The sequence below is a fragment of the Streptomyces sp. NBC_00299 genome, from assembly GCF_036173045.1.
GTDB lineage: Bacteria > Actinomycetota > Actinomycetes > Streptomycetales > Streptomycetaceae > Streptomyces > Streptomyces machairae.
This window is the reverse complement of record NZ_CP108039.1, coordinates 1770923-1784402: the sequence shown is the minus strand read 5'-3', so window position 1 is coordinate 1784402 and position 13480 is coordinate 1770923. Positions and strand designations below refer to the sequence as shown.

The 13480-nt window shown below is 72.6% G+C and carries 12 protein-coding genes; 8 read left to right on the top strand and 4 right to left on the bottom strand.

Annotated elements, in window-relative coordinates:
• The first annotated feature begins 231 nt into the window (after positions 1-231).
• Positions 232-660, top strand: coding sequence for a GNAT family N-acetyltransferase (locus OHT51_RS07740; protein WP_328878155.1), 429 nt, complete (start codon positions 232-234; stop codon positions 658-660).
• 323 nt (positions 661-983) lie between these two features.
• Here the strand turns inward: OHT51_RS07740 and OHT51_RS07735 are convergent, their stop codons facing one another.
• A complete protein-coding gene (locus tag OHT51_RS07735; RefSeq protein WP_328878154.1) occupies positions 984-2795 on the bottom strand; it encodes a thiamine pyrophosphate-requiring protein in 1812 nt (603 codons plus the stop codon).
• Between the two features lie 251 nt (positions 2796-3046).
• On the opposite strand from OHT51_RS07735, the gene OHT51_RS07730 reads away from it, so the two are divergent.
• A complete protein-coding gene (locus OHT51_RS07730) occupies positions 3047-3838 on the top strand; it encodes an RNA polymerase sigma factor SigF (RefSeq protein WP_328878153.1) in 792 nt (263 codons plus the stop codon).
• A gap of 16 nt (positions 3839-3854) precedes the next feature.
• On the opposite strand, the gene OHT51_RS07725 is transcribed toward OHT51_RS07730, so the two are convergent.
• On the bottom strand, positions 3855-4991 hold the full coding sequence (locus OHT51_RS07725) for a PAS domain-containing protein (RefSeq protein ID WP_328878152.1): 1137 nt from the start codon (positions 4989-4991) through the stop codon (positions 3855-3857).
• Positions 4992-5115: 124 nt separating this feature from the next.
• On the opposite strand from OHT51_RS07725, the gene OHT51_RS07720 reads away from it, so the two are divergent.
• From OHT51_RS07720 to OHT51_RS07705, 4 genes are all read left to right on the top strand, one after another.
• Complete coding sequence (locus OHT51_RS07720) at positions 5116-5832, top strand: ANTAR domain-containing response regulator (RefSeq protein ID WP_328878151.1); 717 nt, start codon at positions 5116-5118, stop codon at positions 5830-5832.
• A gap of 153 nt (positions 5833-5985) precedes the next feature.
• Positions 5986-6852, top strand: a complete 867-nt coding sequence (locus tag OHT51_RS07715; protein WP_328878150.1) for a hypothetical protein — start codon at positions 5986-5988, stop codon at positions 6850-6852.
• Positions 6853-6934: 82 nt separating this feature from the next.
• Positions 6935-8182, top strand: a complete 1248-nt coding sequence (locus tag OHT51_RS07710) for an aminotransferase class I/II-fold pyridoxal phosphate-dependent enzyme (RefSeq protein ID WP_328878149.1) — start codon at positions 6935-6937, stop codon at positions 8180-8182.
• Positions 8179-9246: an MBL fold metallo-hydrolase gene (locus OHT51_RS07705; RefSeq protein WP_328878148.1), complete on the top strand. Its 1068-nt coding sequence runs from the start codon at positions 8179-8181 to the stop codon at positions 9244-9246. The genes OHT51_RS07710 and OHT51_RS07705 overlap by 4 nt, the downstream gene beginning before the upstream one ends.
• A 47-nt stretch (positions 9247-9293) precedes the next feature.
• On the opposite strand, the gene OHT51_RS07700 is transcribed toward OHT51_RS07705, so the two are convergent.
• The gene (locus tag OHT51_RS07700) at positions 9294-9914 is read right to left on the bottom strand and encodes a DedA family protein (RefSeq protein WP_328878147.1); all 621 of its coding nucleotides are present in this window, start codon (positions 9912-9914) and stop codon (positions 9294-9296) included.
• Positions 9911-10684 carry an MBL fold metallo-hydrolase gene (locus tag OHT51_RS07695; protein WP_328878146.1) on the bottom strand — a complete coding sequence of 258 codons (774 nt, stop codon included), beginning with the start codon at positions 10682-10684 and terminating at the stop codon, positions 9911-9913. Before OHT51_RS07695 ends, OHT51_RS07700 begins: the two co-directional genes overlap by 4 nt.
• 83 nt (positions 10685-10767) lie before the next feature.
• Between OHT51_RS07695 and OHT51_RS07690 the strand changes: the two genes are divergently transcribed.
• Positions 10768-11175 (top strand): hypothetical protein, encoded by a 408-nt coding sequence (locus OHT51_RS07690; RefSeq protein WP_328878145.1) that lies wholly within the window; start codon positions 10768-10770, stop codon positions 11173-11175.
• 189 nt (positions 11176-11364) lie between these two features.
• Positions 11365-13413 (top strand): phage holin family protein, encoded by a 2049-nt coding sequence (locus OHT51_RS07685; RefSeq protein WP_328884266.1) that lies wholly within the window; start codon positions 11365-11367, stop codon positions 13411-13413.
• The last annotated feature ends 67 nt before the right edge of the window (positions 13414-13480 follow it).

Genomic DNA, 13480 nt, shown 5'->3' with positions numbered 1-13480 from the left:
GAGCGTGAGGAATCATCCCGCGCTCTCACCGGTCCTGCCCAAAACAGGGAGCCTCCCGACGAAAGGAATCGACTTGAGCGGCGCCGGCAGTCTCGCGCCGACCAACCTCACCAAGTACGAAATGCTCGCGCTCGATGGCGAGTTGAACGTAAGCGACGGTCATCCGCGACAGAGTCTCTCTGGGCCTTCGACGACCACCGCCGAAAGCGTAGGACGAACGCCGTCGGCGCAGTGGAGGTCGTCATCGACCCCGACCATCGCGGTCGGGGACTCTCCGCTCTGATGCTCCGTGCCCTGGCGGACAACGCCCGGGCCGGCGGCTACCGCCGCATGGTGGTCCCCGTACGTCCCACGGCCAAGCACCGACATCCTCACTTGCCGATGGACGAGTACGTGAGGGACGTCGGCTCTGACGGCCTTCCGCGTGATCCCTGGCTGCGGACGCATGTGCGGATGGGAGGGGAGATCGTCGGCACAGCCCCCACTTCCATGGTCATTCCGGGCTCGCTGGAGCAGTGGCGCCGTTGGACGGGGCTGCCCTTCGACAAGGAGGGAGAGGTCATCGTCGAAGGAGCACTCGCCCCCGTGCACTGTTCTGTGCCGGCCGGGCACGCCATCTACGTGGAGCCCAACGTCTGGATCTCCCGCAACCTCACCTAGCCCGATGGGCTTGGCAGTCGCGTCACGGCACTGGCATCCATTGTCATCAGGGCTGGAAGGCGCTGACCTGCGCAGACAGCAATCAGAAGAGCTGTCGGAGGCCGGAGCAGCCCGAGTCGCAGCAGCGAAGGCGTTCTCTTCGTAACCTGTGGATGGCCTTGCGGGTCACGATGCCCCCCGCAAGGCCTCCAACATCTTGGCCTCGGCCCTTGCCCACCGTGTGCACATGTTGGCCGAGCCTCGGCAGTGGCGCTGAACAGTTCACCGCGCTACTGAACTGACCACTGAACCCTCTCGTGCGCAACTGAACTCTTCAGCGCCGTTCAACCGCTCTTCTTGTCCCGCCCCTCCCGCCCTTGCAGGAAGTCCTGCATCTTCGCCTTGAACCCCTGCCGGATCATCGACCCGCGATCCGCGTCCCCCTTCAGGATCGACGCGGCCGTCGCCTCCATCTGGTCCCAGGTGGCGTGCGGCGGGATCGGTGGTACGGCCGGGTCGGTGAGGAACTCGATCACCGCGGGCCCGTCCGCCTCCAGCCCGGCGTGCCAGGCGGCCGCCACGTCCTCCGGCTTCTCCACGCGGATGCCGGTCAGGCCGAGGGAGCGGGCGAAGGCGGCGTACTGGACGTCGGGGAGCTCCTGGGACGGCAGGAAGGACGGGGCGCCCTCCATGGCACGCATCTCCCAGGTGACCTGGTTGAGGTCGTGGTTGTTGAAGATGCCCACGACCAGGCGCGGGTCCTCCCACAGGTCCTTGTACTTCGCCGCGGTGATCAGCTCCGCCAGGCCGTTCATCTGCATCGCCCCGTCCCCGACCAGCGCGATCGCCGGACGGTCCGGATGGGCGAACTTGGCGCCGATCGCGTACGGCACCCCGCAGCCCATCGTCGCGAGCGTCCCGGACAGCGACCCGCGCATGCCGGGGCGCATCGTCAGGTGGCGGGCGTACCAGTTCGCCGCCGAACCCGAGTCGGAGGAGACGATCGCGTTGTCGGGGAGCAGCGGGTCCAGGGCGCGGGTGACGTACTCCGGGTTGATGGGGTCGGCCGACAGATTCGCCCGCCGGTCCATGACCTCGTGCCAGCGCGCCACGTTGTCGCACACCGTGTCGTACCACTCACGGCCGCGCTCCTCGGAGCGGATCAGCGGGATCAGCCGCTCCAGCGTCGCCTTCGCGTCGCCGACGAGATTCACCTCGTACGGATAGCGCATCCCGACCATGTGCGGATCGATGTCGATCTGCACCCCGCGCGCCTTGCCGAAGTCCGGCAGGAACTGCGTGTACGGGAAGGAGGACCCGATCGTCAGCAGGGTGTCGCAGTCCCGCATGAGCTCGTACGACGGGCGGGTGCCCAGCAGCCCGATCGCGCCGGTGACGTACGGCAGTTCGTCGCTCAGGGCGTCCTTGCCGAGCAGCGCCTTGGCCACGCCGGCGCCGAGCAGCTCGGCGATCTGCTCCACCTCGGCCCGTGCACCGGACGCGCCCTGCCCGACCAGGATGGCCACCTTGTCCCCGGAGTTGAGGATCTCGGCCGCCCGGCGCACCGAGTCGTCCGCGGGGGTCGCCGTCCAGCTGCTGCTGTCCAGGCTGGAGGGCACCATCTTGAACTCGTGCGTGGGGGCGGAGTATTCGAGTTCCTGGACGTCGCCGGGGATGATGACCGCCGTGGGGGCACGGCGCGCGTACGCGGTGCGGATCGCCCGGTCCAGGACGTTCGGCAGCTGCTCGGGGACCGTGACCGTCTCCACGAAGTCCGAGGCGACGTCCTTGTAGAGCGTGTGCAGGTCCACCTCCTGCTGGTACGAGCCGCCCATCGCGGTGCGGTGCGTCTGGCCGACGATCGCCAGAACGGGGACGTGGTCGAGCTTGGCGTCGTACAGGCCGTTGAGCAGGTGGATCGCGCCGGGTCCGGAGGTCGCCGCACACACTCCGAGACGCCCGCTGAACTTGGCGTAGCCGACCGCCTGGAACGCGGACATCTCCTCGTGCCGGGACTGGATGAACAGGGGCTGGTTGTCGGCGCGTCCCCACGCGGCGAGCAGGCCGTTGATGCCGTCGCCGGGATAGCCGAAGACGTGCTCCACACCCCACTCGCGCAGGCGCTGCAGGACGTGATCGGCGACCTTGGTGCTCATGCGGGACCTCCTGGGCTCCGTGGGACTGCGCGGCACGGTCCGAGTGACCCCGCGCGCGGGCGGAAAACGGAAACCTGCGTGGGGGTTTGCGGACCGAGGGTGAGGGCAGGCGAACAATCAGTGCTTCGGACAGGAGGCACGTCCGTGGGAGCGGCAATTCCCGCCACGGGTGTGTCCGGTCCCCGGCGCGCGCCCGCACTCCCTCGGTGACCGTCCAAGCCAAAGCACAACCAAGGGAGTTGCGACGCCCGATGCCCACTTCAGTGAGCGCGAAGCACCACCCGCACGACGACGCCCCCGACACCGCGGAAGACTTCCGCAAGCTCGCCACCCTGCCCGAGGGGCAGCAGCGCGACACTGTCCGCGAGCGGATCGTCGAGGCGTGGCTGCCCATGGCCGACCGGCTCGCGGGACGTTTCCGCAGCCGCGGCGAGAGCTTCGACGATCTGCGCCAGGTGGCCGCCCTCGGGCTGGTCAAGGCCGTCGACCGCTACGACCCCGAGCGCGGCAACGCCTTCGAGAGCTACGCCGTGCCCACCATCACCGGCGAGATCAAGCGCCACTTCCGCGACCACATGTGGACGCTGCACGTACCGCGCCGGGTCCAGGACCTGCGCAACCGCGTCCGGTTCGCCGTCCAGGACCTGCAGACCGTCTCGGGCCGCAGGCCGACCATTGCCGAGATCGCCGCGCACGCCGACATGAGCGAGGCCGACGTCAAGGCCGGTCTGGAGGCGCTGGAGAGCTTCACCGCCCTGTCGCTGGACGCGGAGCTGCCCGGCAGTGAGGACGGCTACTCCCTCAGCGACGCGCTGGGCGCCGCCGATCCCGCGCTGGACACGGTCGTGGACCGCGAGTCCGTGGCGCCGCGGCTGGCGGCCCTGCCCGAGCGTGAGCGCGCCATTTTGTACATGCGCTTCTTCGGGGACATGACGCAGAGCCGGATCGCCGAACAGCTCGGTATCTCGCAGATGCACGTGTCCCGGCTGATCAGCCGGTGCTGCAGCCGGGTGCGGGAGCAAGTGCTCGACGACGTGGGCTGACACGGCCACGCGCCGCTCAGGGCGTTCCTGTCGCCGCCAGTGCGATGTGGCGGGACATGGTGTCCATCGCCCGCGCCTCCGCCATCGAGAACGCCAGGCGGGCGCCGCATCTGAACAGCGTCAGGACGCCTGCCACGGCGCCCTCGGCGGCGAGGGGCACACACAGCAGTGAGGTGACGTTCGCCTGCACGAGGACCGGGGCGCCTTCGGCATCATGGCCGAAGGCGTCCGGGTCCGGCGGGCGGACCTGAAGGGCCGGGGAGGCGGTGCGTGCCGTCTCCACGACGAGGGGGCACTTGGCCGGCGACTGGGCCGCCAGCGTCTTCGCCTCCGGCGCCGAGGGGGCCAGCACGGTCGTACGGGACAGTCCCGTCGCGGCGGGCGTGCCCGTGTCGGCGACGACCCAGTCGGCGAAGCGGCCGTGCAGGACCTGGGCCGCCCGCCGGACCGCCGCCTCACGGTCGCCGCGCGGCGCCGTCAGCAAGGCCGTGGTCATCTCGTCCAGGACGTCCGTCAGGGCCGCGTGCCGGGTGGTCTCCGTGAGGTCGGGGACCTGGGTCGTCGGGCTGTTGCCCGGAGCCGGGGCCCCGGTCGCGCGCAGGTCGCCGGGCTGCAGTACCACCAGCACGGTGGTGTGGGGCTCCCCGCTGGGGCGTACGGCCGTCAGGGTCGCGTGGACCGCGACGGACGGGCGCTGCTGGAGGTGCACGGTCAAGCTGCGGTCGCCCTCGCCGCGCGCCACCGCAGCCGCCTGCGAACGGAACGCCGCCCGGTCGGCGTGGGCGAGGAACCCGGTCAGCGGCCGGCCCGTCGCATACCCCGCCCGGACGCCGGTGAAGGACGTCGCCGCGACGTTCAGCCGGCGCACCACCGCTTCCCGGTCCACCAGCGCGACCGGCAACGGAAACCGCTGGAACACCGCCCGCAGCAGATGCTGTTCCTGACGGTCGGCCGACGCCGTACGGGGCAGCCCGCCCGAGGTCAGCCGCTCGTACGACGGCCACAACTGGCCGGCCACATGGTCCAGTTCGAAGATCGCCGCGTCCAGGACGGTCGGCAGATCCCCTCCCGAGACGGACCGTGCCGCCTTGAGCTCCGCGACGCGGCGCACGAAATCCGCAAGTTCTTCACCGAATTCGTCGGTCCTCTCCATGGGGACGAACCTAGCTCGCGGCGATGTGGTCCGGGGCGGCGGGGCTCCAACCGGTCCCCCCTGTTCTCCCACTGTTTTCCCCGCGCAGTACCGGGAAAGCGCCCAAAATGAGGAGGAGTTGAGGATGCCCGCTCACGATCGTGTCGGTCGCTGGGGAGACCAGTCCGCCGAAGCCGCCCTTCCGGGGCGCAGGCTGTCCGAACTGGTCGAACAGGCCGTGCGCTGCACCGCCGACTGCTGCGGCGCGAGCAGCATGGTGGCCGAGGCAGGTCCCGAGCGGCCCGCCGCCGTCACCCACCCCGACCTCGCCGGACTCGTCGCCGTACAGCTCCGCTCCGGGGACGGGCCCATCCCGGCGGCCCTGGAACGCGGCGAGCCCGTCGACTCGGCCGACCTGCTGCGCGACGAGCGTTGGCCGGAGTACCGCGCCATGGCGCTCGACTCGGGGGTGCGCTCCAGCGTCACGCTCCCGTTCCGCCGTTCCGGGCTCACGGTGACGCTCAGTCTCTACAGCTTCCGGCCCGGCGCCTTGGAGGACGTCGTGCACGGGCCCGTGCACGCCCTCGGCGAACTCGCCGCCAGCTGCCTGGTCCGCGACCGCTCCTACCGCGCCGCGCTCAGCGAGCTGGACCACCTCGGCACCGCCCTGCGCTCCCGACCCGTCGTCGACCAGGCGTGCGGCATCGTCATGCACGTCCTCGGATGCGACGCCGACACCGCCTTCGGCGTACTGCGCCGCATCTCCCAGGGCACCAACCGCAAGCTGTCGGACGTCGCCGCCGGGGTGGTCGGCAGGCGGGGGCGCGGGCTGGAGCGGGACTTGGCCGCGCTGCTGAACTGAGGCTGCGGCCGACCCGTACGGCGTCACCCACTCGGCCGTGCCCGTCGCGCGAATGGTGTCCGGCCGCGCGCGCCCGGACGCCGGGCGGGCTGTCATGGCTGCGGGGGCACGACCGCCGTACCCCCGCAGCCGTCGGCCGAAGGAGCTCACCCCATGCGCCGCACCGCCCGCGCCCTGTCCGTCGCCGCTCTGGCCGGTGTCGTCCTGGGCTTCGTCGCCTCGGCCGCCTTCGCGGAGCCGACCGCGGAGGTCAGCCCCGGTTCCGTCTCCCCGGGTGGCAGCGTCACGGTGTCGGTGTCCTGCGACGCCCTCGGCACAACCGCTCCGGCCACCATCGACGCCACCTCGCAGGCCTTCGAAGAGGGCACGGTCCAGCTGAAGCGGGTCTCCGGCAACGACGAGAAGGCCGCCGGGCCCGCCTACAGCGGCACCGCTCGCATCCCCCCTGCCGAGAACTTCGAGGGCGATCCGGACGCGGCCGGACCGGACTCCGCGTGGACGGTGGACGGCACCTGCCCGGCGGCGCCCGGCGGGGAGGGCAAGGAGTGGAGCGCGACACTCACCGTTGCCCTCGACAACGGCGGCGGCGAGGAAGGTGGCAAGGGCGGCGGCAAGGGCAGCACGGAGGGCGGCAGCGCGGGCGGCGGAACAGAGACCGGCGGCGAGGGCGCCACGGGCGGCACGCAGAGCGGTGGTGAGGGCGGCAAGGGCGGCACCGAGGGCGGCTGGAGCGGCGCCGACGGGGGCGGCGATCCCTGCACCGAGCCCCACTTGGGCAACACCGAACCCGACAAGACCGGAACCGGGTGGGCAGAAGGTGCACCCTCCGGCAAGGGCGAGCACAGCGGGTCACACGCGGACTGCGACGGTGCGGCCGTCGACCACGGCGTGCAGGCCGGTGACGGCGGCACCTTCACCGACTCCGTCCCCGCCCTCGTCGCCGGTGGCGTGCTGATCGCGGGCGCGGCGGGCGGTGCGGTGTACCGGCTGCGTCGCAAGACGCCCACCGCGCAGGACTGACTCCCGGCGGGCGCCCATGGTGTGGCGTCACGATGGGTACTCAGAGCACCACTGAGGCACCTGGCACAGCGCGGAGGCAAGGATGCGCCCGACGGACCCCGAAGGCCACGGCCCCGTCCGTTACGGGCCCCCGCTCCCGGGCGACGGACTGCCCGTGCTGCCCGAACTGGCCGTCGTCCTCGCGGCTGCCGCCGGCCGGGCCGAGAGCGAGCTGATCGGCGGCGGCGACGGCCTCCTGGCGGCCGCGTGCGGATACTGGCGCCGGCGCGGGCTGCCGACCGAGCCCGAGCACGCGGTGGCCGCTCCCGGGGCGCCCGCCCTGCTGCTCGCCCTGACCGCCGCGATCGGCGGCGACGTCCTGGTACCGCGGCCCTGCGCCGCCTGGTGGGCGCCGTACGCACGCCTGTTGGGCAGACCCGTCTTCCACGTGGCGACACCGGCCGAGTGCGGCGGTGTGCCGGATCCGTACGCCCTGCTGGAGACCGTACGCCGGGTCCGGGCCGAGGGCGGTGACCCGCGGCTGCTCGTGCTGTCCGTCGCCGACGACCCCACGGCCACCGTGGCCCCGCCCGAGGTGCTGCACGAGACCCTGGAGGCGGCCACCGGAGAGGGGCTGCACCTCGTCAGTGACGAGACCTGGCGCGACACCGTGCACGCCCGCCACGACACCGTGCTGCTCAGCCCCGCCGAGATGCTGCCCGAACAGGTCACCGTCGTCACCGACCTGTCCGGCGCCCACCTCCCGCCGGGCTGGCCGGCCGCGGTCGCCCGCTTCCCCGCCGACACCGCCGGTGACGGCCTCCACGCGCGCGTGCTCGACGTGCTGACCGCGCTCGGCGCCCGGATCGCCGGCCCCGTCGCTCTCGCTGCCGCGTACGCGCTGGAGGAGCCCGAACCGGTCACCGAGCGGGTCGCCGCGACCGTACGCCTGCACGCAGGCGTGGCAGCCGCCGTGCACGCCGCCGCCGTAGGAGCGGGCGCATTGGCGCGGCCCCCGCAGGCCGGGCGGCACGTCTACGTCGATCTCGGCCCGCTGCGCGCGGCGCTGTCCGCGCACGGCGTGGGGGACGCGCAGGACCTGGAGGACTTCCTCGCAGAGCGGCTCGGCATGCCCGCACCCGGCGGGCACCGCTTCGGCGACGACCTCGGCGCGCTGCGCGTACGGCTGTCCACCGGGCCCCTGCTGGCCGGTACCGACGAGGAACGCGCGGAATGCATCACGTCACCCTCGCCGTTGGAACTGCCACACGTGCAACGTGCGTTGATCCACTTGAAGTCGGTCTTCGACGATCTTCGTGACGAAGCTCAGCGATGGGAGCCTCCTCGATGACGCAGCAGTCCGAGTCATCCATGTCGACAACACGGCGTACGACCACCCGGAAAGCCGGTGCCCCGGCGGACCCGTCCCCCTTCGCGCCCCCGTCCCCGCCGCTCGCCGCACCCCGCCCGCTGGGCGAACGCCGGGTGTGGCCGCGGACCTTCCACGACCGGCTCACCGCCCCGCTGCCCGGCTTCAAGACCCTCGCCCGCTTCGCCCGCGAGGGCGCCGTACGCCCTGGCCGGGAGGGACTCGCCGACATCCCGAAGCTGCCCTTCGAGCCGGGCCCGGTGCCCCGCGTGGACGCGCGCACGGTCGCCGTCTCCTGGGCGGGACACGCCAGTTGGGTGGTCCGGATCGGCGGACTGACGGTCCTCACCGACCCCGTCTGGTCGCGCCGCATCCTCGGCACCCCGGCCCGCATCACGCCCGTCGGCGTCGCCTGGAGCGCCCTGCCGCGCGTCGACGCGGTCGTCATCAGCCACAACCACTACGACCATCTGGACGCCCCCACCCTGCGCCGACTCCCGCGCGACACCCCCGTGTTCGTGCCGGCCGGCCTCGCCGCCTGGTTCCGTCGCCGCAAGTTCACGCAGGTCACCGAGCTGGACTGGTGGGAGGCGGCCGAACTGTCCGGTGTCCGCTTCGACTTCGTGCCGGCCCACCACTGGTCCAAGCGCACCCTCGCCGACACCTGCCACAGCCTGTGGGGCGGCTGGGTGCTCACCGCGCCCGACGGACAGCGCGTGTACTTCGCGGGCGACACGGGCTACGGCCACTGGTTCGCCCGCATCGGCGAGCGCTACCCCGGCATCGACCTCGCCCTCCTCCCCATCGGCGCCTACGACCCCCGCTGGTGGCTCAGCGACGTCCACTGCGACCCGGAGGAGGCGGTGCGGGCGGCCCAGGATCTGGGGGCCCGCAGGATGGCGCCGATGCACTGGGCGACGTTCGTGCTGTCGGCGGAGCCGGTCCTGGAGCCGCTCACGCGGGTGCGGGCGGCGTGGGAGAAGGCGGGGCTGGACCGCGAGAACCTGTGGGATCTGCCGGTGGGGGGATCGCGGGTACTGAACTAGGGCCACGTTCGCAACAGGCCCCAGCCGACGGCCAGGGGGCCGAGACGTCACCGCGCGGACCGGATCCGCCTCCACAGACTCGGCACCCCGCTGATGACCAGCGTCAGCGCCACGGCAGCGACGACGCCCTCCCACGGCTCGTCGAACAGCGACCCACCCAGAATCCCGATCAACTGATACGTCACGGCCCATGCCAGACACGCCGGAAGGTTCCCGCGGGCGAACCGTCGCATCGGCCACTCGGCCAGCAGACACGCGAGCATCACCGGCAACCGCCCCGCGGGAACCAACCGGGACAGCACCAGTACGGCCACACCGTGCTCGGCGAGCTTCTCCTGCGCCTGAGTGAGCCGCTCCTCCGGCGCGCGCGAGCGGATCGCCTCCAGCCAGCGCGAACCGTTCTTCGAGCGCATGCCGCGCCGCCCGAGCCAGTACAGCGTCGCATCGCCCAGGAACGCCGCCGTCGACGCCGTCACGAACACCAGCGCAAGCGAGAAGGGCGCCGTCTGGTGAAACGCCACCACCGCCGCCGAACTCACCAGCGCCCCCGTCGGGATCACCGGCACCAGCGCCCCGATCAGCACCAGCAGGAACAACGTCGGATAACCGATCGCCTGCTGGGTCGACTCGTACGGCACCGTCGTCACGGCGGTGGCCAGAACGGTCACCGGGCCACCTCCGGGCGCACGCGCTCCCCGTGCGCGAGGCGGTGCACCGCCACGCCGGGCGCGCGCTCCGCCGCGAACCGTGCGAACTCGTCGCCGGGCGCATGGAATTCATGGGGGCGCACGGCGTCCAAGCCGATCGGCCAGTACGTGCCGTAGTGCACCGGCACCGCGCTGCGCGGTGCGAGCCGGGTCAGCGCCTCGGCCGCCCGCCCCGCGTCAAGATGCCCCTCCCCGAGGTACGGTCCCCAGCCGCCGACGGGCAGCAACGCCACGTCGACCGGCCCGACCTCCTTCGCCATCGCGTCGAACAGCCCGGTGTCCCCGGCGAAGTAGGTGCGTGCCTCGCCCTCGATGACGTAGCCCAGGGCGGGGGAGCGGTGCGGGCCGACGGGCAGCCGGCGTCCGTCGTGCCGCGCGGGCACGGCTCGTACGGCCACATCGCCGACCGTCGTCACGTCCCCCGGCGCCACCTCCGTCACCCGCAGATGCGTGAGCCGGCGCAGGCCCGGCACCGACCGGCGCGCGCCCCGGGGCACGAGCAGACGGGTGTCCTGCGGCAGCCTGGCGAGAGACGGAATGTGCAGGTGGTCGGCGTGCAGGTGGGAGACCAGGGCGACGTCCGCGCGCCAGGCGCCGGGCGGGGGCGGTGCGCCCCGGCGGCGGCGCAGGTGTGCGAGCCGGCGTGCGAACAGAGGGTCGGTGAGGAGGCGCACGTTCGAATCCTCGACCGTGCAGGTGGCGTGGCCCCACCAGGTGATCTCCACCGGCACCTCTTTGCCTCCTTCGCGCGACTCCCCGAAGCGTACGGGCTGGAGTAGGGTCGGCGGCGAAACCCGGAGGTGAGGGGGACGCCATGGGGTCATCCGTAGTGCGTGTGACGGCGATCGCCAGTCTGACGCCGCTCGAAGAGCTGGACGCCGACCCCTTCCTGGTGGACTCCCGCAGCCAGCACGCGATGTGCGCGCGCTGGGCCGCCGAGCACGGGTACGTCGTCGCGCGCGAGCTTCTCGTACGCCGATTGCGGGCGGACCACAGCGTGCTGTGGGAGGGCGTCCGCCCCGGCCTCGACCTGTTCGTGGCGCCCAGCCGGAGAGTGCTGGAGAGCGCGCTGTCGTCCGTCGACGACTTCTCCGCGGAGTGCACCCGGCGGGGCGTGCGCGTGCAGATCGTGGGGCGCGCGGAGCCGTTGTACGACGCGCAGATGAAGGCGCGGGTGCACCGGAGGCTGTCGATGCCGACGGCCGGCTACGACGGGCGTTGACGATCACGGCACGCGGCGCGTGATGAAGCAGCCGGGCGGGACGACGTGCCCGGCCGGGTGTCACAGGGGTGTGCCAGGCTGGGGGCGTGAAAGGCCCGTTTCGGGTGCTGGGCCGGGACGTGAGGTGGGCTGGGCGTGCGTGGTGGGCGTTGGCGGCGGGTTGCCAGTCAGGTCGGGCGGAGCGTGGCCGTGTGGGCCGTCTCCACCGTCACCATGCTCGTGCTCGCCGGGATCCTCCCGGATTTCCAGCTGCAGTCGGCCGACGGTGACAGCGCCACCCACATCGCGATGACCGCCGCCCTCGGCGCCGGTGCCTTCGGTCTGCTCTCCGCGCTCGCCTGGCCCCTTCTCGTACGGCTCCTGCTGCTGGTGCCCGCCCTGGTGCTGGGCCTGCTGGTGTTCTTCCTGAACGGCTCCCTGCTGATCGTCGCCCTGCGTCTCGTGCCCTCCGGCGACAGCGAGGCCGCCCCCGAGACCGCCGTCATCGTCGCCGCCGTGATGTCGGCCGTGGCCTCAGCCACCGGCGCCGCCCTCGCCGTCCGGGACGACGACGCGTACCGGCGCCGCCTGTACCGCCTGGCCGACCGCCGCCGCAGGGCCCTGCCGCCCGGTCCGTCCAGTCCCGGCACCGTCTTCATCCAGCTCGACGGCGTCGGCCACGACGTCCTCCTCGACGCCGTCGGCAAGGACCTGATGCCCACCGTCGCCCGCTGGCTCGGCCACGGCGCCAACGGCGGCGGCACCGGTGGCGGGGACGGTCCCCGCGCCACCCACCGGCTCACCCCCTGGCGCACCGACTGGTCCAGCCAGACCGGCGCCAGTCAGCTCGGCATCCTGCACGGCAGCAACCACGACGTCCCCGCCTTCCGCTGGTACGAGAAGGCCGCCCGCGAGGTCATGGTCTGCAACCGCCCCGCCAACGCCGCCGAGCTCCAGCGCCGCGCCATCGACCGCACCGGCGACGGCGGCCTGCTCACCGCCGACGGCGCCAGCCGCGGCAACCTGTTCAGCGGCGGCGCCGACGAACAGGCCCTCGTGCTGTCCATCGCCACCAAGCGCCGCAGTCGCGAGAACCGCTCCCGCTCGGGCTACTTCGCCTACTTCTCCGACCCGGCCAACGCCGTGCGCACCGCCCTGTCCTTCACCGCCGAGGTCGGCCGCGAGATCGGCCAGTCCACCCGGGCCCGCGCCCGCAAGGTCAGGCCAAGGGTCTCCCGTGGCGGTCTCTACCCCCTGATCCGTGCCTTCGCGACCGTCGTCGAACGGGATGTCGTCGTCGCCGCGGTGATGGGCGACATGCTCGCCGGCCGCACCGCCGTCTACGCCGACCTGGTGGCGTACGACGAGGTGGCGCACCACTCCGGGCCGCGCGGCCGTGACACCGAGAAGGTCCTCGAACGCCTCGACCGGGCGCTGGCGTTGATCGAGAACGTCGCCGAGCACGCGCCGCGGCCGTACCGGATCGTCGTGCTGTCCGACCACGGCCAGAGCCCCGGCGAGACCTTCCGTGCCCGCTACGGCCTCGGCCTCGGCGACCTGGTGCGGGCCGGCTGCGGGCTGCCCGTGCCGCGCCGGGCGCGGCGCACCCACAGCGGCGCCGAAGCCCGCGCGGCCGTGCGCGCGGCGCTGCGCCGGCCCGTCGAGGACGGCGGCGAGCAGCACCGCCCGTCCCGCCGTTCGGAGCCGATCGTGCTGGCGTCCGGCAACCTGGGCCTGGTCTCCTTCCCGGACGTGCCGCACCGGATGACCAAGGAGGAGATCGACGCCCGTCACCCGGCGCTGCTCACCACCCTCGCCAACCACCCCGGCATCGGCTTCCTGCTCGTCCGCAGCGAGAAACACGGCGGGGTCGTGCTCGGCGCGTACGGCGCCGAGATACCGCTGGACCAACTCGACGACAAGCCGGGCCCGTTGGAGGCGTTCGGGCCGGGCGCCGCCGACACCGTGCGCCGTACGCACTTCTTTCCCAACGCCGCCGACATCATGGTCAACTCCGCCTACGACGAGGCCGACGGCGAGGTCCTCGCGTTCGAGGAGCAGATCGGTTCGCACGGCGGACTCGGCGGGGCGCAGGGCAAACCGTTCCTGCTGTCACCGCTCGCCTTCTCGGCGGCCGTCGGCGACGGGGAGGACCTCGTGGGCGCCGAGCAGGTCCACCGTGTGCTGCGCCGCTGGCTGCGGGAGTCGGACGGCCCTCAGGTGCCCTTGGACGCGGAGCCGCGGGAGCGGGCCGCCTGAAATTCGGCTGCGTCCGAGAGCCTCACGGGCACACACTGTTCGAGTCGCAAACTGCTCGAACACCCCC

What these genes read in the sequence shown, in the direction of transcription:
- OHT51_RS07705 (WP_328878148.1), top strand. Translation starts at nt 8,179, where the DNA reads ATGACGCAGCAGTCCGAGTCATCCATGTCGACAACACGGCGTACGACC.
- OHT51_RS07725 (WP_328878152.1), bottom strand. Translation starts at nt 4,991, where the DNA reads ATGGAGAGGACCGACGAATTCGGTGAAGAACTTGCGGATTTCGTGCGC.
- OHT51_RS07715 (WP_328878150.1), top strand. Translation starts at nt 5,986, where the DNA reads ATGCGCCGCACCGCCCGCGCCCTGTCCGTCGCCGCTCTGGCCGGTGTC.
- OHT51_RS07730 (WP_328878153.1), top strand. Translation starts at nt 3,047, where the DNA reads ATGCCCACTTCAGTGAGCGCGAAGCACCACCCGCACGACGACGCCCCC.
- OHT51_RS07735 (WP_328878154.1), bottom strand. Translation starts at nt 2,795, where the DNA reads ATGAGCACCAAGGTCGCCGATCACGTCCTGCAGCGCCTGCGCGAGTGG.
- OHT51_RS07720 (WP_328878151.1), top strand. Translation starts at nt 5,116, where the DNA reads ATGCCCGCTCACGATCGTGTCGGTCGCTGGGGAGACCAGTCCGCCGAA.
- OHT51_RS07690 (WP_328878145.1), top strand. Translation starts at nt 10,768, where the DNA reads ATGGGGTCATCCGTAGTGCGTGTGACGGCGATCGCCAGTCTGACGCCG.
- OHT51_RS07710 (WP_328878149.1), top strand. Translation starts at nt 6,935, where the DNA reads ATGCGCCCGACGGACCCCGAAGGCCACGGCCCCGTCCGTTACGGGCCC.